22 protein-coding genes are annotated in these 22,929 nt (G+C 63.1%); 11 read left to right on the plus strand and 11 right to left on the minus strand.

All coding sequences use genetic code 11. The features are described 5' to 3' along the window. Positions 1-17: 17 nt before the first annotated feature. Positions 18-989: a DUF7064 domain-containing protein gene (locus ACODS2_RS03135; RefSeq protein ID WP_488997525.1), complete on the minus strand. Its 972-nt coding sequence runs from the start codon at positions 987-989 to the stop codon at positions 18-20. A gap of 25 nt (positions 990-1,014) precedes the next feature. Continuing rightward, positions 1,015-1,761: an SDR family NAD(P)-dependent oxidoreductase gene (locus tag ACODS2_RS03140; RefSeq protein WP_488997526.1), complete on the minus strand. Its 747-nt coding sequence runs from the start codon at positions 1,759-1,761 to the stop codon at positions 1,015-1,017. A gap of 619 nt (positions 1,762-2,380) precedes the next feature. On the opposite strand from ACODS2_RS03140, the gene ACODS2_RS03145 reads away from it, so the two are divergent. The 3 genes from ACODS2_RS03145 to ACODS2_RS03155 all read left to right on the plus strand — a co-directional run bounded on the left by ACODS2_RS03145 (position 2,381) and on the right by ACODS2_RS03155 (position 6,445). Next, entirely contained in the window at positions 2,381-4,783 is a 2,403-nt protein-coding gene (locus ACODS2_RS03145) for a TonB-dependent receptor (RefSeq protein WP_298172622.1), read from the plus strand. 93 nt (positions 4,784-4,876) lie between these two features. Next, positions 4,877-6,070 (plus strand): LLM class flavin-dependent oxidoreductase, encoded by a 1,194-nt coding sequence (locus ACODS2_RS03150; RefSeq protein ID WP_298172619.1) that lies wholly within the window; start codon positions 4,877-4,879, stop codon positions 6,068-6,070. A gap of 72 nt (positions 6,071-6,142) precedes the next feature. Next, positions 6,143-6,445 (plus strand): putative quinol monooxygenase, encoded by a 303-nt coding sequence (locus tag ACODS2_RS03155; RefSeq protein ID WP_298172614.1) that lies wholly within the window; start codon positions 6,143-6,145, stop codon positions 6,443-6,445. 13 nt (positions 6,446-6,458) lie between these two features. Here the strand turns inward: ACODS2_RS03155 and ACODS2_RS03160 are convergent, their stop codons facing one another. From ACODS2_RS03160 to ACODS2_RS03200, 9 genes are all read right to left on the minus strand, one after another. Further along, entirely contained in the window at positions 6,459-7,640 is a 1,182-nt protein-coding gene (locus ACODS2_RS03160) for an enoyl-CoA hydratase-related protein (RefSeq protein ID WP_488997527.1), read from the minus strand. Further along, complete coding sequence (locus ACODS2_RS03165) at positions 7,637-9,058, minus strand: AMP-binding protein (protein WP_488997528.1); 1,422 nt, start codon at positions 9,056-9,058, stop codon at positions 7,637-7,639. Before ACODS2_RS03165 ends, ACODS2_RS03160 begins: the two co-directional genes overlap by 4 nt. Further along, a complete protein-coding gene (gene kce / locus ACODS2_RS03170) occupies positions 9,042-9,971 on the minus strand; it encodes a 3,5-dioxohexanoate:acetyl-CoA acetone transferase (RefSeq protein WP_488997529.1) in 930 nt (309 codons plus the stop codon). Before kce ends, ACODS2_RS03165 begins: the two co-directional genes overlap by 17 nt. A 1-nt stretch (position 9,972) precedes the next feature. Continuing rightward, the gene (locus tag ACODS2_RS03175; protein WP_298169673.1) at positions 9,973-11,214 is read right to left on the minus strand and encodes an acetyl-CoA hydrolase/transferase C-terminal domain-containing protein; all 1,242 of its coding nucleotides are present in this window, start codon (positions 11,212-11,214) and stop codon (positions 9,973-9,975) included. 20 nt (positions 11,215-11,234) lie between these two features. Then, positions 11,235-12,026 carry an enoyl-CoA hydratase-related protein gene (locus ACODS2_RS03180; RefSeq protein WP_298169670.1) on the minus strand — a complete coding sequence of 264 codons (792 nt, stop codon included), beginning with the start codon at positions 12,024-12,026 and terminating at the stop codon, positions 11,235-11,237. Between the two features lie 48 nt (positions 12,027-12,074). After that, the gene (locus ACODS2_RS03185; RefSeq protein ID WP_298169668.1) at positions 12,075-12,836 is read right to left on the minus strand and encodes an SDR family NAD(P)-dependent oxidoreductase; all 762 of its coding nucleotides are present in this window, start codon (positions 12,834-12,836) and stop codon (positions 12,075-12,077) included. Between the two features lie 25 nt (positions 12,837-12,861). Continuing rightward, positions 12,862-13,341 carry a MarR family winged helix-turn-helix transcriptional regulator gene (locus tag ACODS2_RS03190; RefSeq protein ID WP_488997530.1) on the minus strand — a complete coding sequence of 160 codons (480 nt, stop codon included), beginning with the start codon at positions 13,339-13,341 and terminating at the stop codon, positions 12,862-12,864. A gap of 74 nt (positions 13,342-13,415) precedes the next feature. Then, entirely contained in the window at positions 13,416-14,579 is a 1,164-nt protein-coding gene (locus ACODS2_RS03195; RefSeq protein ID WP_488997531.1) for an acyl-CoA dehydrogenase family protein, read from the minus strand. Next, positions 14,576-14,698, minus strand: a complete 123-nt coding sequence (locus tag ACODS2_RS03200; protein WP_298164095.1) for a hypothetical protein — start codon at positions 14,696-14,698, stop codon at positions 14,576-14,578. The genes ACODS2_RS03195 and ACODS2_RS03200 overlap by 4 nt, the downstream gene beginning before the upstream one ends. Before the next feature lie 157 nt (positions 14,699-14,855). Here ACODS2_RS03200 and ACODS2_RS03205 point away from each other — a divergent pair, with 157 nt between their 5' ends. Genes ACODS2_RS03205 through ACODS2_RS03240 form a run of 8 tightly spaced genes read left to right on the plus strand, consistent with a single transcriptional unit; the run spans position 14,856 to position 22,919 of the window. Beyond that, a complete protein-coding gene (locus ACODS2_RS03205) occupies positions 14,856-16,298 on the plus strand; it encodes a hypothetical protein (protein ID WP_488997532.1) in 1,443 nt (480 codons plus the stop codon). Beyond that, a complete protein-coding gene (locus tag ACODS2_RS03210; protein WP_298171360.1) occupies positions 16,298-17,497 on the plus strand; it encodes an acetyl-CoA acetyltransferase in 1,200 nt (399 codons plus the stop codon). The genes ACODS2_RS03205 and ACODS2_RS03210 overlap by 1 nt, the downstream gene beginning before the upstream one ends. Before the next feature lie 14 nt (positions 17,498-17,511). After that, positions 17,512-17,964 (plus strand): MaoC family dehydratase, encoded by a 453-nt coding sequence (locus ACODS2_RS03215; RefSeq protein WP_298171363.1) that lies wholly within the window; start codon positions 17,512-17,514, stop codon positions 17,962-17,964. Beyond that, on the plus strand, positions 17,961-18,836 hold the full coding sequence (locus ACODS2_RS03220) for an HpcH/HpaI aldolase/citrate lyase family protein (protein ID WP_298171366.1): 876 nt from the start codon (positions 17,961-17,963) through the stop codon (positions 18,834-18,836). Before ACODS2_RS03215 ends, ACODS2_RS03220 begins: the two co-directional genes overlap by 4 nt. After that, the gene (locus ACODS2_RS03225; protein ID WP_488997533.1) at positions 18,833-20,011 is read left to right on the plus strand and encodes an acyl-CoA dehydrogenase family protein; all 1,179 of its coding nucleotides are present in this window, start codon (positions 18,833-18,835) and stop codon (positions 20,009-20,011) included. Before ACODS2_RS03220 ends, ACODS2_RS03225 begins: the two co-directional genes overlap by 4 nt. Before the next feature lie 10 nt (positions 20,012-20,021). Beyond that, a complete protein-coding gene (locus ACODS2_RS03230; protein ID WP_488997534.1) occupies positions 20,022-20,936 on the plus strand; it encodes an SDR family NAD(P)-dependent oxidoreductase in 915 nt (304 codons plus the stop codon). Next, positions 20,933-21,784, plus strand: coding sequence for a MaoC/PaaZ C-terminal domain-containing protein (locus tag ACODS2_RS03235; protein ID WP_488997535.1), 852 nt, complete (start codon positions 20,933-20,935; stop codon positions 21,782-21,784). The genes ACODS2_RS03230 and ACODS2_RS03235 overlap by 4 nt, the downstream gene beginning before the upstream one ends. A 19-nt stretch (positions 21,785-21,803) precedes the next feature. Beyond that, positions 21,804-22,919 carry an alkene reductase gene (locus ACODS2_RS03240; RefSeq protein WP_488997536.1) on the plus strand — a complete coding sequence of 372 codons (1,116 nt, stop codon included), beginning with the start codon at positions 21,804-21,806 and terminating at the stop codon, positions 22,917-22,919. Positions 22,920-22,929: the final 10 nt, after the last annotated feature.

Raw genomic sequence — 22,929 nt, forward strand, 5'->3', positions numbered from 1 at the left:
TTGTCCCACTCTTTGGGTCAGGTGTCATGCTGGTCGGCCATCCCGCGCGAAAGGTGCGAGAGCCCGGCAAAATCGGCGATATGGCTGTGTCCGACGCGGGTTCCGCTTTCCCAGCGCATCAGGGTCTGGAAAGCCGCGCTCGATGGATTGAAGTTGTACCATGGCGCGGCAGCAACAGTCGTGCCGACCGCGTTCCAGCAATTGCCACGGTCGTCTTCGAACTCGACCACGGCGCGGGTAACCAGCATATCGAACCGCTGCGCGCGCATGGTGGCCCGAACGAGGGGGCGGCGTTCGCCGTCGACGACCACGTAGCCGAACTTAAAGGGGCCGTAGACGACCTCCTTGTTCTCGAACTCAAGCCCCAGGACGAGGAATGCGCCGAGGTCGGGGCCTAAGTTGACATGGACCCAGGTGCCGCCCTTGCTGCCCCAGTCCTTGCGCGGCCCCCAGCTCTTGTTCATGCCCTCGGTGCAATCGACCCTGTACTCGCGGCCATGGAGCGAGAGCGTGCCGGTGACGCGGCCCTTGCTTTCCATGTGGCCGGTGTTCCAGCCATCATAGCCCGCGAGCTTGGACGAGGCGATCAGCGGGTTTTCCGCCGGATCGTGAGGATCGAAGGGATCGCATACCGCGCTGTAGGTGATGTCGAGCGCGCAATTGCCATCGAGCGACTGGTACTGGAACGCGCAAACGCGGGCGCTGTGCGCCTGAAACGACAGGCCATTGGCGAGCGTGAAATCGTCGAAGCGCTCGGGGCAGGGCAAATGCATCTGCGCGTCGTTGTACTCGATCTGCCATGGATGCAGGCTGAGCCCTTTGTGGATCTCGATCGAGCTGTGGCAGACGCCGAGATTGGGCCGCGCCAGATTGTAGAGATTGCCGCTGATGCCCGCTTCGGGCACCGAGAAGATCAGGAACAGCGTTTCGGTCCACTGCATATCCGCCGGGTCACGGGGGTGGAACGCGAAATCCTGAGCAGTGATCATCTTAGGGTCTCCAACGCCAGCCGCCTCAGCAAACGATCATGCCGCCATCGATGACATGCTCGGTGCCGGTGATGAACGAGGATTCGTCCGAAGCGAGGAAAACCACTAGCGGCGAAATCTCAGAAGCCTCCGCAAAGCGGCGGAGCGGAATACCTGCCGCTGCACCGCCGCCATCCTCATCGGTTGCGGCAACCATCATCGGGGTTTTGACGTAGCCCGGATGGACCGAATTGGCACGGATGTTCTGGTCGCCGTATTCGACGGCAACCTGCTTGGTCATGCCGCGCACCGCGAACTTGCTGCCCGCGTAGGCAAGATTGGGTGTGCCGACATTGGCGATCATGCCCGAGGTCGAGGAGATGTTGACTATCGAGCCGCCACCACTGGCGATCATCGAAGGTAGGACCGCGCGCATGCCCAGAAACACGCCGGTCTGGTTGACCGCGCAGACGTGCCCAAAATCGGCCGCTGATAGTTCGGCCGTCTTGGCGATCGTGCCGATGATCCCGGCATTGTTGACCAGCACGGTGATCGGACCAAAGCGCGCTTCTCCTGCTGCGACGACTTCTGCCCAGCCGGCTTCGCTGGCGACATCGTGCTTTTTAAACATGGCTTGGCTGCCCAGCGCCTCGGCCAGCGCTTCGCCAGCTACGGCGTTTAGGTCGGTGAGAATCACGTTGGCGCCTTCGGCGACAAAGGCCTTGGCGTGAGCTTCGCCCATGCCTTGGGACGCCCCCGTAATGATAGCGACCTTGCCGGACAATCTACCCATGTCATCTCTCCATTTTGCCGGGCGCTTGCTCGCCTGATGGGCCAACGGGTTGATCCCGCTTTGGTTTGATGGCGCGGTTTGGTCAGAAGCGTTGGTTCCTACGCGGCACTGATGCCTACTTTTCGGATGCCGACGCTGATGCCCAATCGATATGTGCGCTTACCATCTACTGCCTGATGAATATCGTTCACTGGTGTAATGTCAATGCCGTCGTCATTGGGCGAGGGCGCGTTGGTTCCGCTTCCGCAGGCGGAAGCGTGTCCGGCGCTAGGTCCATGGAGCGGTGGTCTTATCCTTGGGCAGGCCGACCTGACTTCCCAATAATTCCTCTTAAATATTGATTTTTAAGCCTAAAATTTCTGCGTTTCGCCGTCTGCGGGTAACCATCTCGTTGCGGACATCCATGCTGGAATGCTGGGCCAGAGCAACTGGAGCAAGCTGGGCCTTGCCGGTTTTCAACCATTGTGTTGACAGAATGGCGGGCCGATTCTATGTAATGAACTGGCTAACTAAATCCGTTCGGGCGGAAGCAACCCCCGACACCTGAGCAAAGCCGGACAAAGCTGGCGGTCAAGGTGGCAAGGACAAAATCCGAAGCATTCAAGGGAAGGGGATTTCCATGACCAAGCATAAGATTGGCATTGCATCCGCGTTGACAGCACTCGCTCTGGCAAATGCGACCGCTGCATACGCACAGGCTGCTCAGGCGGCGCAAGACGGGGCCGCTGCCAGCGATCCGTCGGGCGAGATCATCGTTACCGCCCAGCGCCGCGCTGAAGCGCTCGAGCGCACGCCTGTGGCCATTTCGGTCGTCAGTGGTGATGCCCTCGCCAAGCGGGCCATCGTGACCGAGTCCGATCTCCAGGCCGCCAGCCCGGGCCTGATCATCCGCGCGGGTTATAACTCCAACCAGCTCAACTACGCCTTGCGTGGCCAATCGCTCGATGCATTCAGCGATACACGCCCGGGTGTTCTGCCCTATTTCAACGAAATCCAGCTGGACGGCGTTGGTGGTGGTTCCTCAGCCTTCTATGACCTGCAATCGGTGCAGGTGCTGAAAGGGCCGCAGGGCACGCTGTTCGGCCGCAATTCTACCGGTGGCGCGGTGCTGTTCACCTCGGTCAAGCCGGACGAGAACTTCGGCGGGTACTTCAGCGGGCGCGTCGGCAACTACAAGTCCTACCAGCTGGAAGGCGCGCTCAACGTGCCGCTGGCGGGTGACAGGGTGCTCGCCCGCGTGGCCGGGTTCTACGAGAAGCGCGATGGCTACCAGCGTAACCTCTTTAACAACACGCGGGCTGGCAATGTCGATCGCTATGGCCTTCGTGGCAGCCTGACATTCAAGCTCTCGGATACGATCAAGAACGAGCTCGTGGTCGATTATCTGCATTCGGGCGGCAACAGCCTGAGCGGGTTGATCGACAGCCTCGAGCCGACCGGGCTCGTTCCGCTGCTCGCGCTGACCAACTTCGGCAATCAGGCGCAGTACAATTTCCTGATCAACGCATTCACTGGCGGCGCTGCCGGCTGCAACGACACGACCAACAATTGCGCTGCCGCCTACGCTGCCGCCAACCCCAAGCTCGATCCTGGTGGTCTGGTGTCGTATCTCAAGACGCAGAAGGCCCGCGGTCCCTATCAGATCGAGTCCGATGGTCCGGCAGAGTATCGCGGCCGCAATATCATCGTCTCGAACATCACCACCTTCGAGGTTGCGACCGACACGAAGATCCGCAACATTTTCGGCTATACCTATCTTCAGAACGGCATCCGGGGCGATATCGACGGCACGCCCTTCGGCATCGATGACAACGGCACCGGCGGCAAGAACGACAATACCCGCCAGTATTCGGAAGAATTGCAGCTGGTAGGGAAGGCGTTCGGCGGCAATCTCGATTATGTGGTCGGCGGCTTCCTCAGCCACGAGACCAACGAGAACGTGACGACCAGCCTGTTGCTCCAGTTCCCGCCGCTCACGTCGCAAACCAACTACAACAAGCTGACCACGCGCGACATGATCGCGGGCTATGCGCAGGGCACATATGATCTCAGCGAGGCGACCGGCCTCGAAGGCCTCGGTATCACGATCGGCGCGCGCTACACGCACGAGAAGATCAAGTTCGATACGCTGCCGGCTGATACGGCATTCAAGGAACCGCCCGCTGTCCAGGCGACGTTCGACTTCAACCAGCGAAAATCCTTCGGCAATCTCAGCTGGACCTTGGGTCTGCAGTATCAGGTCAATCCTGGCCTGCTGATCTACCTTGCCTCGCGCCGCAGCTACAAGAACGGCGGCTATAACGGCATCCAGAACCCCAAGCCGGGTCTTGGTTCCGCCGGCGGCAACGAGTATGGGCTCGAAACTCTGACCGATGCGGAAATCGGCATCAAGTATCGCGGTCGGATGGGCGGCGTACCGGTCCAGTTCAACCTCGCCGGGTTTCAGAACTGGATCAAGAACGGGCAGCGTGTGGCCTATACGCTGCTAGGCTCGACCCCGGCGGCTGTCACGGTCAACGTGCCCTTTTCAAAGGTCACCGGCTTTGAATTCGATGGTTCGATCCGTCCGGCCACATGGCTTAATGTTGGCGGGTCGTTGAATTATACGAATGCCCGTTTTACCGATAATCTCGTCTCGATCGGTGGTGCTCCTCCGGTCCCGTTCGGCACGTATCCCGATACGCCGGAATGGTCAGGTTCGGCGTTTGGCGAAATCACGGTCCCGGTCCGCGATTCAATCGACGTCAGCCTCCGGTCGGATGTCTACTCGCAGTCGCTGTTCTGGTTCGCCTCGACCGGCAACCGCAGCCCCGGTGCCAACGTGAAGGGTTACACGCTGGTGAACTTCCGCCTTGGCATCGCAGACACCAAGGCGGGTTGGTCGCTGTCGGCCAACCTCAAGAACGCCTTCAACCGGGTCTACTATGTCGGCGGGATCGCCACTGGCGAACTGTTCCAGTTCAACACTGTGGTTCCGGGCGCACCGCGCACGTTTATGGCCGAACTGCGCTACAAGTTCTAAAGTTAGCGCCGGGCGGGTTTCCTCACCCGCCCGGCTCGCAAAACCCCGAACATAACGGGGCCCAGTCGAACGATATCAAACTGGAGAACAAGGATGTCTGGCAAGCTTCGATTTGGTGCCTTCTGCGGTCCCCACCATCCGCTGAACGAGAACCCGACGCTCACCTTGCAGCGCGACCTCGAGCTGGCGGAGCACCTGGAATACCTCGGCTTTGACGAGCTGTGGTATGGGGAGCACCATTCGGCTGGGTGGGAACTGATCGCCAGCCCCGAAGTGATGATCGCAGCCGCTGCCGAGCGGACCAAGCGCATCAAGCTGGGCTCAGCAGTGACCTCGGTGCCCTATCACCATCCGCTCATGATCGCCGAGCGCTACAGCCAGCTCGACCACATGACCCGTGGCCGCGTCATGCTCGGCATGGGGCCAGGTTCGCTGGCCTCCGATGCCAAGATGATGGGCATTCCCGTCGCCAAGCAACGCGACATGATGGACGAAGGCATGGACGTGCTCGTCCGTCTGCTGCGCGGTGAGACCGTAACGGCCAAGACCGACTGGTTCACGCTCGACAACGCGCGGATCCACATGACGCCTTATTCGCGGCCCAGCATTGACATGATTGCGGCCAGCACAATTTCTCCGACCGGGTCGCGCGCAGCCGGGCGCAACGGCATCGGTATGCTCTCATTCGGCGCGACGTCCGGCGGCGCTTTCGATGCGCTTTCGGCCAATTGGAATATCGCCGAGGACACGGCCAGAGCGAGTGGCAAGACGATTGATCGCAAGAATTGGCGATTGGTTGCGCCGATGCATATTGCACCGACGCGTGAACAGGCCCGCAAAGAGGTCGAGTTCGGCGTCGAAGGCTGGGCCGACTACTTGCGCAACGTGGCTGCCTTGCCGATCGTTCCGGGTGGCGGCGATGTGATTGATGCGCTGATGAGCTCGCACATGGCCGTAATCGGCACGCCCGACGACGCCGTGGCGCAGATCAGGCGACTACAGGCGCAGTCGGGTGGTTTTGGCACGCTGGTGCTGTTCGCACACAACTGGGCTGATTGGGCCGAGACCAAGCGCTCCTACGAGATGTTTGCCCGTTTCGTCATGCCGCAGGTCGACGATATGGTCGACAACCGCGCCGTGTCGGAAGCCGAGTGCCGCGCCAACCGGCCCGAACTGGCCGGGCAGATCGGTGCCGCCATCCAGGATCGCATCCAGCGCCATATCGACGAGCATGGCCAGAAGGACATTGCGCCCGAACTCATCGCCGCGTTGCCTCCAAAAGCCTGACCGCGGGGGAAAGGTTGCGGGCAGAGCGGTTGGCTCTGCCCAGCGCCTTGGCCGCAAGAGCGAGACGTGCCCATGGATTTGTTCATCAAGCATTATGGGCTGCGGGCAATGGAAGGCGCCGTCTCGGCCTTGCGCGCGGAGCTTGGCCAACTCTCACAGCGAATTGCCGAGATTGATGGCGTTGTCGGGGTCGATCTCCTGCAAGACGAGGCGGATGCCAATCGCTTCATTTTCATCGAGCGCTGGCAATCGGCGGCGCACTACGCCGAGGGCAGCCAGTTGATCGACAAGGCGGCATTCAAGGCCGTGTTGGCCCATCTTGGCGCGCCGCCCGAAGTTGCAACGCTGAAAGCGCTTGGCGCGGGCGGGGTCTGATGCGGCTAAGCGCCTACGCCGCAGCCCGTTCAAGCACGCCGCTTGCACCGCCCGCATAGGCCGGGATTGCACCGCTCAGCGTTACCGCATGGTCAAGTTGAAGCATCTCGACCGGCGAGAGTTTCGCCGCGATCTGGCCGATTTCAGGCGCCAATGATCTAAGGGCCGTGGTCAGATCCGGATGCTCGGGCATGGCAGAGACGACAAGCCGCGTGATCGCTTCGCTGGCAAGGATCACCGCCGGCGAAAGCGTGCCTTCCCGGCTGGCCTTGTCATAGGCCTGCTTGCCCAGGAACATGGTTCGGATCATGTTTCGCGGCTCGGGACGCTGAATCAGGTGGGCAAACACCGACATTTCCGCGCGGATTGCGCCATCAATCGGCTGCATCAGTCCAAATTCGACGCAATCGAGGATCGCGAGCGGGGCTGGTTCATGGCCGAGCATTCGCGCCATTTCGCGCGTGCGATGCGCGGCGATGGCATCCGCGTAGGCGGCATGGGCGAGCGGCTGCGCGGCGTCGTCCCACGGCTGCACCGCATGCGCGCGGTCCGAAAGGAGCCACTCCTCCGCCGCAGCGATCTCCTCACCCTCTGCTACCACGGCATGGACAAGGCCGGCCTCACGCGCTTCCTCGCCGGAAAGCGTGCGGCCTAACAGCAGAACCTCGAGGCCGAGCGCGACGCCGACGAGCCGCGGCACACGCTGGGTTCCCCCAGCACCGGGCAGGAGCCCCACCGCGCATTCGGGCAGGCCGAGCACGGCCCGGCGATTGTTGGTGACGACGCGGTAGTGTGCACCCAGCGCCAGCTCGCAGCCACCGCCGAGCGCCACTCCGGCGATGGCTGCCGCCACAGGCTTACCCGCCGTCTCCAATCGCCGGATGGCATGGCTGAGAGGGAAGAAGTGGTTGAACGCCATGTCGAACCGGTCAGCAGCGGGGGCCGCAACGATCATGTCGTAGGCAACGCCAAGCTCGGAGAGATCGGCACCAGCACAGTAGCCAGTGGCCTTGCCCGATCGCACGAGCACGCCCTTCACATCGGCACGGTGCAGCCATTCGGCAAATTCACCGAGCTCGTGGATAGCTTTGTTCGAAAAGACGTTCATCGATCTGCCGGGGCAATCGAACACGAGGTGCACGAGGCCATTGTCCTGCATCTCGGCACGGAACTGCGTGAGAGTGGGCGGGGTCATGGTGTGGGCTCCGGTATCGGCGTGCGCGGTTTGCGGAACTTGCCTGCATCGTCGCGGACACGCTGGGTGGTAACGTCTATAGAGCGGGGTTGCTTGGCCTTGGCCAGGTGGTCGGCCAGAAAGCCCGCGAGGTCACTGGCCGTAAGCGCCGCATCACTTTCGATCACGGCGTGGACACGCGCGCCCAGATCGGGATCGGGCTTGCCGAAGACCGCGCAGCTGCGCACGGCCGGGTGACGCAGGATGGCGGCTTCGACTTCGGCGGGCCAGATGTTGATGCCGCCGCTGATGATCAGATCATCCTTGCGGTCTGCCAGGAAGAGAAAGCCGTCCGCATCGAGCCAGCCGATATCGCCGACGCTTTCCCAGCCCTCGGCGGTCGCACGGCGCTCGGCCCCGATGTAGCGGTAAGTCGATCCGGGGCCGCCGGGTGGCATGGCATAGACCTCGCCCTGCTCGCCCGGTGCCGCATCGCTGCCATCGGCGCGCAGGATGCGGATGCGCGCATTACCGATGGGGCGACCGACCGAACCGGGCCGCTTCAGCCACTCGCGCCCGCCGATCCAGCAGCGGACAAGGCCTTCGGTCGCGCCGTAGACTTCCCAGACATGATCCGGTCCGAGCCAGTCGATCCACGCCGATTTGAGCCAGGGCGCCATAGGCGCAGCGGTGTGCACAACCTGCTTCCAAGCGGCATATCGCGCAGGTGGCCGCGCGGTTTCGGGCAGGGTCATGATCCGGTGCATCATGGTTGGCACCATCAGCGCCCAGCCAATCCCCTCATGCGCGATTTCCTCAAGCGCGGCAGCGGCATCGAAGCGGTCCATCGTATGGACCGCGCAGCCGTTCCACAGCGCGAACACCGCCGCGCTGAACGGCGCATTGTGATAGAGCGGCCCGGGCACGATCACCCTGCCGTCAGCGGGGATGCCGATGAAGACGGTGCCAGCGGGAAAACCGGCAGGGCGGCCATCGACAATGACCTTGGGCGTGCCGGTGCTGCCACCGCTGGTGCAGGCCTTCCACGACCCCGCAACCGGGCACGGCTCCAACTGGGCATGGTGGGACGAGGGCGCGGGCAGCATCTCGGCATCGATGGCGCAGCGCGGCTGCATTACGCCGATGATGGCATCACGCTCTGTGGGGGGAAGGCGATGCGAGAGCGGCGCAGGAGTCGCGCCGCAGCGGTAGATGGCAAAAGTGAGCGCGAGAAAGTCAGGCCCGTTCGGAAGCTGGAAGGCCATTAGATCGTGTGGCTCCACACCTTTGCCGATGAGCCATGTCGCTAGCTGCGCACTGCGCGCATCGAGCTGGCCAAACGTCCACCGCTCGGTCCCATGGACCAGCGCCTCGCGTTCGGGCGGAACCCGCGCAAACAAGTTGGCCAGCGGCAGGAAGGCCTCAGAAGCCGACTGCATCGGCGCCCTTCAGGGAAAGGATCGCGCGGGCATCATCCGGCGTGGCGACCTCAAGTCCGAGTCCCTCGATGATCTGGCGTACGCGGGTTACCTGTTCGGCGCTGCTTTGCGCGAGCTGCCCGCGCCCGATCCACAGGCTGTCTTCCAGCCCGACGCGGACATGACCGCCCATGCTCGCGGCCATGGCGGCGACTTTCATCTGGTTCGCGCCCGCAGCCAAGACGGACCAGCGGTAGTTGTCGCCAAACAGCCGGTCTGCGGTCCGCCTCATGTGCATCACATCGTCGGGATGCGCGCCGATCCCCCCGAGCAGGCCGAAGCAGGTCTGGATGAACAGTGGGGCTTTTACCAGCCCTTCGCTCCAGAAGTAGTGCAGGTTGTAGAGGTGGCTGGTGTCATAGCACTCGAACTCATAGCGCGTGCCGGTAGCATTTAGCGTGTCGAGCGCATAACGGATGTCCTTGAAGCTGTTGCGGAACACCAGATCGTGGCTCCCCTCCAGCATTTCGGGCTCCCACGCGTGCTGGAATTCCTTGAAGCGCTTCAGCATCGGGAACAGGCCAAAATTCATCGAGCCCATGTTAAGGCTGGCGACTTCAGGCTTCCACACTTCGGCGGGCTTCACGCGGTATTCGACCGGCATGTAGGGTGATGCGCCGGTTGTGAGATTCACCACCACGTCGCTGCTCTGCTTGATCACGCGCAGGAACGGTTCGAAGTCCTCGGGCGTGTGGACTGGGTGACCATCCTGCGGATCGCGCGCGTGAAGGTGGACGATGGCCGCACCAGCGTCCGCTGCGCCGAGCGCGGCTTCGGCAATCTCCTGCGCGGTGACGGGAAGGTGCGGTGACATCGACGGAGTGTGGATCGAGCCCGTAACCGCGCAGCTGATGATGACCTTGTGCTGTGTCACGTTATGCCTCCTGCAGACCCTGCATGGCATCGCGCCAGTGCCGGGCCAGTGTCTCTCGGTTGTGCGGTGCGGCGATGGCGAGGATCGCCTGCGCGCGCGCCTCATGCCCCAGATTGCGTAAGTCTGCCGCACCGTGCTCGGTCACGACCACATCGACATCAAAGCGCGAGAGCGAGACCGGACCGTGCCCTCCGCCTGCCGGAACAATCCGGCTGGCAGTCCTTGCCTCCGACGGCAGCGCTATGATCCTAAGGCCGCCGGCGGCCCTCGCTCCGCGCGCATAGTCGCCTCCGCCGCCGGGGCCCGACAGGAACCCCCGCGCCGAAGCTTCTGCATGGACCTGTCCGTAAAGATCGACTTCCATCGCTGAATTGATCGTGACGAACCGCTCGATTGCGCCGAGCGTTGCCGGATCATGAGTGACATTGACCGGACGGAACTGGAAATGGGGATCGCCGAGCCCGTCATAAAGCGCGGTACTGCCGATCGCGACCCCGACCAGTGCTGACGGGCCGTCTGCCATCGCGCCCGAGCGCACGAGTTCCAGCGCACCATCGCCGATGAGGCCCGTGTGGAGCCGCAGGCCGCGATGGCCCGTGAGCGCGCGGAGCACGGCATCGGGGATCTTGCCGAGCCCGGTTTGAACCGTCGCCCCATCGGGGATGAGCGGCGCGACGTGGGCGGCGATAGCGAGGCTCGTCGTGTCCTCGCCGCTGGCCATCGTGCGCAGCGGCTGCTCGCTCTCGTACCAGCCGGTCAGCTCTGCAAGTGGAATGCCGGGATCACCCGCCGTGCGGGGCATCAGCGGATTGATGTGTGCAATGCGCACCGGAATATCGCGCCAGAGGGCGGCAATGAAAGCAGTCTCCGCGCCGAAGCTGCAATTTCCTTCGGTATCGGGTGGGCTGCACATGAATAGCGCTGCGGCCGGCTTCTGCTGGCGATAGAGTGCGAGGATATCCTGATAACACAGCGGCAGGAACTGACTGCGCGCGCCCTCGCGGCGCAGTTCGGGCGTCTGGAAAAATGTCAGGACGCGCGCGTCATGCCCTGCGCGCCAGACCGCCTTGTTGAGTCCGGGGACAAAGATGCCCGAGAACGTCATCGCACCCAGCGCACTGCCGGCGGCAGCAACCTCGTCGATCAGCAAATCGGATTCCGCCGAGCAGGAGGAGACGAGCGCGAGGCCTCCCGGCGGCAGAACGCCGGGCAGGTCTCCAGGGCGCAGCAGGCGATTCGTCATGTGCTGCGCCCCAAATCCGCTTACTTCACGTATTTGTGGAAGTCCGGTGTGCGCCGTTCTTGGAACGCGCGCATGCCTTCCTTCGATTCCTCGGTGTCGTAAAACAGCTTCACCGAATTCAGCGCCATCATCGAGATACCGCGAATGTTGTCGCTGTCTGCATTGAAACTGCGCTTGGCGAGCGCCAGCGCCGTGGGCGAGCGCTGGCCGAGCATCTCGGTCCACTCATCGACCGCCGCATCGAGTTCAGCCGCTGGAACGACCTTGTTCACGAGGCCCATTTCGAGTGCTTCCTGCGCCGAGTACTGCAGGTTCAGGAACCACATCTCGCGCGCCTTCTTGTCGCCAATGTGGCGGGCTAGAAATGCAGTGCCCCAGCCGGCATCGACCGAGCCGACCTTGGGGCCGACCTGGCCGAACTTGGCCGTGTCGGCAGCGATGGTCAGATCGCAAAGTGTGGCAAACACATTGCCGCCGCCAATCGCGAAGCCGTTGATGCGGGCGATCACGGGCTTGGGAATGTCGCGGATGATCGACTGGAATTCGTCGATCGGCAGGCCGACAATACCGCGCCCGTCGTACTGGCCGTCCTTCGCGCTCTGGTCACCGCCCGTGCAAAAGGCCTTGTCGCCCGCGCCGGTCAGCACAACCGACGAGACGCCCTTGTCATCAGCGGCGAGCTTGAACGCGGCGATCAGCTCCTCGATCGTCTGCGCGCGGAAGGCATTGTAAAGCTTGGGGCGGTTGATCGTGACCCATGCGGCGCGGCCACGCACTTCATAGAGAATGTCTTCGAATTCGGGGGTGCTCATGGCGCATCCTTTCCTGTTTTTTTGGCCTGGGGTCGATCTTCGCGCCGATCAGACCATGTTCATGCCGCCGGAGACCGAAATGGCCTGGCCGGTGATGTAGGCGCCGTCATCAGAGGCGAGCAGCGCAACGATCCCGGCGTAGTCATCAGGCTCGCCCATGCGGCCGAGCGGAATGCCGCGCTCGAGCGCCGCCTTCCACTTTTCGGCTTCGGGGCCGGTCCCGGCGACCTCGGCCATCATCGGGGTGTTGGTCGGCCCCGGGCAAACGGCGTTGCACAGCACATTCTTGCGCGCGAGTTCGCGCGCGATTGACTTGGTGAAGCTTATGAGGCCGCCCTTGCAGGCCGAATAGACGGCTTCCATTGCGGTGCCGACCTTGGCTGCATCCGAGGCGATGTTGATTATGCGCCCTCCGCCATTCGCGACCATCTTGCCCGCGACGGCGAAATGCGTATTGAGATTTCCGGTGAGATTGATCGCGATGACCTTTTCCCAGAATTCAGGCGTGGTCTTGAGGAAGGGGGCAGGGCGGTCCCACCCGGCATTGTTGACCAGAACCCAGATCGGGCCGAGCTCTACCTCGACAGCTTCAACTGCAGCCTGAACGGCAGGCAGATCGCTGACATCGAGCTGCCACGTGCGCACGGTCGCGCTGGGGCCCGCAAGCTGGGCGGTTTCCTCGCCCGCTGCTGTGCTGAGGTCGAAGATCGCGACCTTGCAGCCTTCCGCCGCGAGCCGCAGCGTCAAGGCGCGGCCAATGCCCTGTCCGCCGCCGGTGACAATGGCGACCCTTCCGTCCAATCCTCTCACGTATTCCTCCATTCGGATGTTGCAGTCAGAGATCCAGATCCTGACCGCCCTCTGCTTCGCCGCCCGCCAGATCGAGCAGGCGGTTCTTGATCTTCACGAGCACCAGCGCCGCAGCGTCGAGTTCATCCTCGCTGACGGTCGCCAGAATGTCGGCCTCGACCGCGTCGACGCTTTCGCGGATGGTCGAAACTAGCTTCAGCCCGGCGCGGGTCAGGAAGACCCGGCGTGCGCGCGCATCGCGCTCGTCGGCGCGCCGTTCGACAAAGCTGGCGGATTCCATCCGGTCGATCAGGCCGCCAATCGCGACTTTGGTCAGATCCAAGTCTGCCGCCAGCGCGGTTTGGGTCATGCCGTCGCGGCGCGAGAGGAAAGCCAGAACCCACCACTGCGAGCGCGTTAGCCCGAGCGGCTTGAGCGCACGGTCAACCACGATTCGTCGCAGCCGCGAGACATCATGGATGAGGAAGCCGAAACGCAGACTGGAATCGAGATTTTTCTGGATCATCAAGGAACCTCCGGGAGAGACATTTCCCGGACTAGCCGTAGCCGCGCCTTGCGCAAGGGGGAGAGTAAGCCGGTTCACCTTTTGGCGCTCAGCTTGCCCTTGAACATGTCGCGCGAAATGATGGTCTTCATCACCTCGATGGAGCCGCCGGCGATCTTGACGATCCGCGCATCGGCATAGGCGCGCGCGATCGGATACTCCCACATGTAGCCCCAGCCGCCGAACAATTGCAGGCATTTGTCGACCGTCTCGCAGTGCAGCTCTGACGTGACCATCTTGGCCATGGCGGCATCGACGGGATCGAGCTCGCCTCGCATGAACAGCTCGATGCACTTGTCGGTAAACACGCGTGCCATCACGCTACGGGCCTTCAAGTCGGCGAGCACGAACTGGGTGTTCTGGAAGTCCGCGATGGTCTGGTCGAAGGCCCGGCGCTCGCTGGTGTACTCGACCGTGTAGTCAATCACCGTCTCGACCACGGTGGCCGAGCGGATCGCCTGCGCCAGCCGCTCCTGCGCCAACTTGGTCATCATCAGCGAGAAGCCTTTGCCTTCCTCGCCCAGCATCGCATCTGCATCAACGCGCAGGTTGTCGAAGAACAACTCTGAGGTGTCCTGCGCCTTCATCCCCAGCTTGTCGAGATTCTTGCCCCGATTGAAGCCGGGTAACGAAGCATCGACGAGAAACAGCGTCACGCCTTTGGCGCCGGCCGCAGTATCGGTCTTGGTGGCAAGCACCAGCACGTCGCACATCTGGCCGTTTGAAATGAACACTTTCTGCCCATTGATGACGAAGTGGTTGCCATCGCGCTCGGCCTTGGTGCGGATAGCTTTAAGGTCGCTGCCCGCATGCGGCTCGGTCATGCCGAGCGAGCCGATAGCCTCGCCGCGCACCATCTTGGGCAGCCAGTGGCGCTTCTGCTCTTCGTTGCCGGAGCTGAGGATATAGGTGGCGACCAGATCCGCATGGATCAGGAAACCCGGGCCGCTTGCACCCACCCGCCAAAGTTCCTCGAACACGACCACGTCGAATAGATAGTCGAGGCCAAGGCCGCCGTATTCTTCGGGCACTGTGCAGCATAGCATGCCAGCCTCGCCCGCCTTGAGCCACAAATCACGCGGTACAATCCCGTCTTTCTCCCACTGATCGTGGAAGGGGACGATCTCTTTCTCGACGAAATGACGCACTGTCTGGCGCCACATTTCGTGCTCGGGCTGGAATATCGAACGTTCAATCATTGGGTAGCCTTCAAACGCGAGAGCTGGCGGTCGGTGGCAGGAGTTGGGCCGGCGAAGTGCTGACCTGCGGCGACTGCTGCGGGTTGGCCAGTTTGCGTGTCATCGGTGAAAATGGTCATCGGCCCCTCCTTGCCTCACCAGCCTAGCCTCAAGGCCAATTGCTCTTGCCAGACAATGTGAAGCTGTTTACTACTGTATTTGAGACTGTCAAGCGCGAGTGGTGCAAAACCGCCACCTTGGAGCGATAAGGCAGGGTATCGGATTGAGGAGAAGCGGGTGTCAGGGCTAGCGCAATCGTTCGGTGTTGCCGCGCTCGGCGGCTATGTCCCGCTGCTTCGGCTAGACCGGAAGGCAGCGTCCCGCGAACTGGGCTGGTCTGGCCTGCCGATGCCGCGAGCGGGAATGCGATCCGTTGCCGATTGGGATGAGGACGCGCTCACGATGGCGGTAGAAGCGGCCCGCCAGCTGTGCCGGGAAAGCGCGCCGGACGCGCTCCGGTTTGCCTCGACTTCAGCCTATTTCACCGATCGCGCGCAAAGCGGGATGGCGCTCGATGCACTAGCCATGCCGCGCACGGTGCGCACCAGCGATGCCGCAAATTCGCGGCGCGCAGCCACCTCGGCAATGCTTGATGCCCTGTTGGGCGGGCGAGACGAGATCGTGACGGCCGGAGAGAAGCGGCCCACCCAACCGGGCAGTGCGGCGCAACTCGCCTTCGGAGACGGCGCGGCGGCTGTGCGAACCGGGCCTGATGCGCCCGCGAGGCTCGCGGGCCATGCCAGCTTCTCGCACGATCTGGTCGACCGCTACGCGTCGCGCGATCATCCGTTTACCTACACCTACGAAGAGCGCTTCGTGCGCGATGTGGCGGTGGCCGAAGTGATAATGCCGGTGGTGCGCACAGCGTGTTTAGCCGCCGGCATTGCGCCGGGGCAACTTGCCCATGCCGCCGTGCATGAACCGGTTGGTGGCTGCTGGCGTGCGGCGGCCAAGGCTCTGGGCTGCAAGGCCCCCAATCATTGTGAAGCGGTTTCCGATATAGTCGGCGATCTGGGCACGGCCCATGCCATCTATGGGCTCGGTCTCGCGCTCGACACGGCAGAAGTTGGCGACTTTGTGCTCCTCGTCGGCTTCGGCAGCGGCGCCGATGCCATGGTGTTCGAAGTGACTGGCCCGGTTCCGGGGGCCAGCGCGATGGCGGCGGCGCTCAAGGAAGGGCAGGTCCTCGTGAGCTACTCGCGCTTCCTTAGCCTGACAGGCTCGCTCGAGCTCGACTGGGGCATGCGCGCCGAATTCGAGCAGAAGGCGCAGGCGACTGTTCTCGAACGGGTGGGGCGCGATATGATCGGTTTCGTTGGCGGACGCGACAGCACTGGCAATGTGCAGTTTCCCAAGAGCGCCTTCCCGGCCAATCCGGCGCTGTCTGAGGTCGAAAAGATGGAGGATGAGCGGCTGGCCGATCTTGAAGCGACGATCGTTTCGATCACAGCCGACCGGCTCAACTTCAGCCCAGATCCGCCTTTCGACTTCGGCCTCGTACAATTTGAAAACGGCGCCCGCGTCCTGATGGAAATGGTCAATCGCCCCGCCGAAGGCTTTCGCGTCGGTGACCGCGTGCGGATGCGGCTCCGGATCAAGTCCCAGAACCGCCGTCTCGGCTTTCGCACCTACTTCTGGAAGGCGGCGCCGCTGATGCGGCCCGTGCTGGGAGACGCCTGATGGCCACGGGAATACGCGACAAGGTGGCCATCATCGGCATGGGCTGCACGCGGTTCGGCGAGCGCTGGGATGTGGGTGCGGACGGGTTGATGGTTGAGGCGTTTCTCGAAGCGCTCGCAGATGCTGGAATCGAGCGCGCCCGCATCGAAGCGGCCTGGGTCGGCAATGCGCTCGATGATATCAACGTCGGCAACAGCGCGCTGCCGGCCGCTCATGCGCTTCGGCTCGACAAGGTGCCGGTCACCCGCGTCGAAAACATGTGCGCCACCGGCACTGAGGCCCTGCGCGGTGCCGCTTATGCAGTCGCCTCTGGTGCGGTGGACGTCGCGCTTGCCATCGGCGTCGAGAAGCTCAAGGACACCGGCTACGGTGGGCTCCCGCTGCGCACCAAGGGCATGCAGAACGATCTGTGGATGCCGTATGGTTCAGCGCCGGGCACATTTGCGCAGCTTGCGGGTGCTTATGCCGCCCGCCACGGGATTCCGGCAGGGGACCTCAAGCGCGCGATGGCGCATGTCTCCTGGAAGAGCCACCAGAACGGCGCGCTCTCACCCAAGGCGCATCTGCGCGGCGCGGTCGATATGGATAAGATCCTCAATGCCCCGCTGATCGCCGATCCGCTTGGCCTGTTCGACTGCTGCGGTGTTTCGGACGGTGCGGCGGCGGCCATTGTCACCACGCCAGAAATTGCCCGTGCGCTGGGCAAGGCCGATCCGGTCACGATCAAGGCAATCCAGCTTTCGGCGAGCAATGGCTGGGAAATGCAGTTCGGCGCGTGGGACGGCGCTTCGGTGCCCAACACCCGCGCCGCCGCCGCACGCGCCTATGCAGAAGCCGGCATCCGCGATCCACGTGCCGAACTCGACATGACCGAGGTCCATGACTGCTTCTCGATCACCGAGTTGGTGATCATGGAGGACCTGGGTCTTTCGGAAGAAGGACGTGCGCCGGTCGACATTCTCGACGGACGCTATGATGCGGGCGGGGCGATCCCATGCCAGCTTGATGGCGGGCTGAAGTGCTTCGGCCATCCGGTCGGCGCTTCGGGTCTGCGCATGGCCTACGAGGTCTATACCCAGCTGCAAGGCCGGGCGGGCGATCGCCAGCGGAGCAAGGTCGATTTCGGGCTGACGCACAACCTTGGCGGATCGCCGTTCAACAGCGTTGCCGCTGTCGCGATCCTCGGCCGGCTGAACTGAGAGGGATTGGGACAATGGCAGGCCTGTGGTTTGATGAATTCAAGGTGGGGCAGGTGTTTCGCCACGAAGTGCGCAAGACCGTGCTGGACTACGAGAACAGCCTGTTCTCCTCGCTCACCTACAATCCTGCGCAGATCCATATCGATCACGCCTATTGCGAAGGCACCGAGTTTGGCCAGCCGCTGATGAACTCGATCTTCACGCTGGGACTGGTCATCGGGCTCAGCGTGCAGGACACCACGATGGGCACCACCGTAGGCAATCTCGGGATGACCGATACGACCTTCCCAAAGCCTGTCTTCTCGGGCGATACGCTTCGCGCTGAAACGAAGGTGCTGGAGCTTAGGGAGAGCAAATCGCGGCCCACGCAGGGCATCGTCACCTTCGAGCACATCGGGCTTAACCAGTGCAATGAAGTGGTGTGCCGCACCGTGCGCAACGCGCTGATGATGAAGAAGCCGGCATGAGGCTGCGCTCGCTTTTGTTTGTACCAGGAGACAGCGAGCGCAAGTTCGCCAAGGGCCGCTCTGCCGGCGCGGATGTGCTCATCCTCGATCTGGAGGATGCTGTCGCCCCCTCGATGAAGGAGGCCGCACGCGCCATGGTGACGGGCTGGCTTGGCGAGGCGGATGCGGTCAAGGCCAGTTTGTTCGTGCGGGTCAATCCGCTGGATACCGGCCTGACCGCTGATGATTTAGCGGCTGTGGTGCGGCCGGGCCTCGCGGGCATTCTCGTCCCCAAGGCCAACGGCGCGCAGGACGTTGCCACGATTGCCGGGATGATCGATCCGATGGAAGCTGCCGCCGGCATGGCGCCGGGCAGCGTGAAGATTATGGTCGTTTCCACCGAAACCCCGCAGGCGATGTTTGCGCTCGGCAGTTATACCCCGCCGCATCCGCGCCTGATCGGTCTGACCTGGGGCGCGGAAGACCTTGCGGCCGCCATTGGTGCGACGGACAACAAGGAACCGGATGGGCAGTGGACCGAGCCCTATCGCTTCGCGCGCTCGTTATGCCTTTTTGCCTCGGCTTCAGCCGGGGTGGTGCCGGTCGATACGCTTTATGCTGATTTCCGCGACGGGGCGGGGCTTGAGGTCGATTGCCGCCGGGCCCGTCGCGACGGGTTTCTTGGCCGGATCGCGATCCATCCCGATCAGGTCGCCACGATCAACCGCTGCTTCACCCCCTCGGACGAGGAGGTCGCGCATGCCCACCGGATTGTTGACGCTTTCGCCGCCAATCCCGATGCCGGTACGCTCGGGATCGACGGCAAGATGTTCGATATCCCCCACCTCAAGGCCGCGCTGAAGACGCTGGCCGCCGTCGGAGAAACCGCATGACCCAAGTCCGCCCTCTTCCCACCGAGGAAGACCTTCAGGCTATTCGCGAAGGCGTCCGCGCCGCTTGTGCGCCGTTCGGCGATGACTACTGGTTAGCTCGCGATGACGATGGCGAGTTCCCCCGCGAATTCCACCGCGCCATGGCCGATGGCGGTTGGCTCGGCATTACCATGCCTGAGCAATTCGGAGGTTCCGGCCTCGGTGTGACCGAGGCGATGACAATGATGAGCGAGGTTGCGGCCTGCGGCGGCGGGTTCGCGGCGGCTTCGACCATTCACATCAACCTGTTCGGCCCGCACCCCATCGTGGTGGAGGGCACACTTGAGCAGAAGGCGCGCTGGGTCCCGCGGCTCGTTTCGGGCGAGGACCAGTGCTGCTTCGGCTTTACCGAGCCTGACGCAGGGCTCAACACCACGCGGATCAAGACTTTCGCCGAGAAGGTGCCCGGCGGATATATTGTCCACGGCCAAAAGGTCTGGACCTCGACCGCCCAAGTCGCGAACAAGATCATGCTGCTGACGCGCACGACCAAGTTCGAGGACTGCGCCCGGCCGACTGACGGCATCACGATCTTCTACACTGATCTCGACAGGTCCAAGATTGATGTGCGCCTGATCAACAAGATGGGCCGCAAGGCGGTGGATTCGAACGCGATCTTCATCGACGGGCTGTTCATTCCAGACGAGGACCGCATCGGCGAGGAAGGGAAGGGCTTCGGCTACATCCTCCACAGCCTCAATCCCGAACGCATCCTCATCGGCGCCGAGGCCATCGGCATCGGGCGCGATGCGCTGCGGCGGGGCGTGAACTACGCGAAGGAACGCGTGGTGTTTGATCGGCCGATCGGCATGAACCAGGGTATTCAGCACCCGCTAGCGGAAAAGTGGATGTATCTGGAGAGCGCCTGGCTGATGGTCGAAAAGGCTGCGCACCTCTATGATCAGGGCTTGCCTTGCGGGGCCGAAGCCAACGCGTGCAAGTTCCTCGCCGCGCGCGCTTGCCATGATGCAGCGTGGCAGGCGGTCGCCACCCATGGCGGCTTTGGCTATGCCAAGGAGTACCACGTCGAACGGCTCTACCGGGAAAGCGCGCTGACCCGCCTCGCGCCAATCACCGAACAGTTGATCATGTGCTTCATTGCCGAGAAAGTGCTCGGCCTGCCCAAGAGCTATTGAGGAAAAATCCATGGGGATGATGGACGGTAGGACGGTGCTGGTCACCGGCGCGGGGCGCGGCGTGGGGCGTGGGATCGCGCTCGCTATGGCTGAGGCGGGGGCGGCGGTGGTCGTCAATGACCTTGGCGTTGCGCTGAGCGGAGAAGGCCAGGACGAAGGCTCGCCCGCCGAGCAGGTCGTGGAGGAGATCCGTAGCGCAGGCGGCAAGGCTGTCGCCAACCACGACAGCGTGACTGACTGGCTCGGTGTGGGCCGCATGATCAAGGCGGCCATCGACAGTTTCGGCCGGATCGACGGGGTGGTCAACAACGCGGGCAATCTGCGCGATGTCTACTTCCACAAGATGAGCCCCGAGGATTTCCGCGCGGTGATTGAAGTGCACCTCATGGGCAGCTTCAACACCAGCCGCGCAGCAGCGCCCTTTTTCAAAGAGCAGGGCAGCGGGGCTTATGTCCACATGACCTCGACCAGCGGGCTGATCGGCAATTTCGGGCAGGCCAACTATTCCGCAGCCAAGCTCGGGATCGTCGGACTTTCGAAGTCGATTGCGCTCGATATGCAGCGCTTCGGCGTGCGTTCGAACGCCGTCGCGCCGTTCGCGTGGACACGCATGATCGACTCCATTCCGACTGATACGCCCGAGCAGCAGAAGCGCGTGGACGGCCTCAAGAAGCTCGATGCTAACAAGATCGGGCCCTTGTGCGTCGCTCTGTGCAGCGACGGGGCTGCCAAGGTCACCGGACAGATCTTCGGCGTGCGCAACAACGAAATTTTCCTGTTCTCGCAGCCGCGCCCTATGCGCGCTGCCCACACCGCCGAGGGCTGGACGCCTGAAGCCATTGTCGACCGGGTCTTCCCCCAGTTCTCGAACGACCTTTATCCGCTACACCGTTCGGCCGAGGTCTTCAGCTGGGATCCCGTGTGATTGATCCCGCCGCAATTCTGGCGCATGATTTCGGGCAGCCGGAGCAGACGTATACGCCGCGCGATGCGATCCTGTATGCGCTGGGTGTGGGGCTGGGCAGCGATGCCCTCGATACGGGCGTTCTCGCCTTCCTCGACGAGCGGAGCCTGGCGGTCCTCCCGACGTTTGCTGTCACTCTGTGTACGCCAGGGATGTGGATCCGTGATCCCGCACTTGGCGTCGATTTTGCCAAACTGGTCCATTCGGAGCAGTCTGCCGATTTTATAGCGCCCCTGCCGCCCGAGGCATGTGTTCGGGGTGAGGCGCAAGTTCTCTCGCTGACCGACCGGGGTGAGGGCAAAGGCGCGGTGCTGGTGCTCGAACGGCGGATTTTCGACGTTGCCAGTGGTGCGATGTACTGCCGCCTGCATCAGACGCTGATGTTGCGAGGGGATGGCGGTTTTGGCGGATCGCCCGGGCCGCGCAACGAAATCGCATTACCGGATCGCGTCCCTGATCTGACCGTCAGCTTTGCGACAAGCCCGCGTGGCGCGCTGATCTATCGCCTCTCGGGCGACTGGAACCCGCTGCACCTCGATCCGGAAGTGGCGCGCGCGGCTGGATTTGAACGACCGATTCTGCAGGGTCTTGCCAGCTATGGCATCGCCGGTGTGGCAGTTTCGCGCGCAGTGGGGCGCGATCCGGCTGACCTCTCGCGGCTGGCGTGCCGGTTTTCGGGCGTGGTGCTGCCCGGCGACGAATTGGAATTCCAGATCTGGCAACGTGAAGGCGCAGCCGCGCACTTTGCCGCCTATGTCGGCAACCGGAAGGTGCTCGATGGAGGCGAAATCACATGGAGAAACACGTGACTGCGAGCAGCCTGATCCTATGAGTCTCGATGCGTTGTTCCAGCCGCTGCAGCTTGGCGGGCTGACCTTGCCCAACCGGGTGATCATGGCCCCGCTCACCCGCGCGCGCGCCACGCCCGGCAATGTGCCGACAGCGCTGATGGCGCAGTATTACGCCCAGCGTGCGGATTGCGGGCTGATCGTGTCTGAAGCGACCGCAGTCGATCCGCTGGGCATGGGCTGGTACCGCGTGCCCGGTTTGTGGACGTCAGACATGGTTGAAGGCTGGGCGCATGTGACCGGCGCGGTCCACTCGGCGGGTGGGAAGATCTTCGCTCAGCTGTGGCACATGGGGCGGCTGGTGCTGCCTGACTACATCGGTGGTGCGCAGCCGCTGGGCCCATCGCCCATTGCGGGGGAAGGGCAGACGTTTGCACCGCCACCGCCTGACTACGTAGGCGGCTTCCTGCCGATGAAGGCTTATGTCGTACCGCGCGAGATGACCCATGGGGATATCGCCCATGCGGTCGAAGCCTATGGCACCGGTGCCGCGAACGCGCTGGTCGCCGGGTTCGACGGCGTGGAGATCCACGCGGCCAACGGCTATCTGATCGACCAGTTCCTGCAATCGAACGCCAATCATCGAAGCGATGCTTATGGCGGTGACCTGGCTGGTCGCTCGCGCCTGCTGCGCGAGGTTCTGGAAGCCGTGACGGCGGCGGTTGGCCCCGGCCGGGTCGGTATCCGCATCAGCCCGACCAGCGCGCGCAAGGGCATGGGCGATGAAAACCCCGATGCGCTGGCCGATGCCGTCGCAGCCTTGGCGCAGGAATTCGGCATCGCCTATATGCACCTGATCGAGCCAATTGCTTCCGGCTTCATGGAGCGGCCCGACAACCCGGTCATCGAGCGCATCCGTGCGATTTTCCGGGGCGTCGTGATTCAGAATGGTAGCTTCGATGCTCCGGCAGCCAATGCCTGCATCGCGGCTGGCAAGGCCGATGCGGTCTCGTTCGGGCGGCCCTATATCGCCAATCCCGATCTCGTGATGCGCATGCGCGGCGGGCATCCACTTGCGGTGGCGGACATGGACCATGCCTATGTCGGCGATGCGTGCGGCTATACCGATTATCCGCTGTTTGCCGGTTCGGTTTAGCGCATGATGC

The organism is Novosphingobium sp. FG137 (assembly GCF_057809735.1).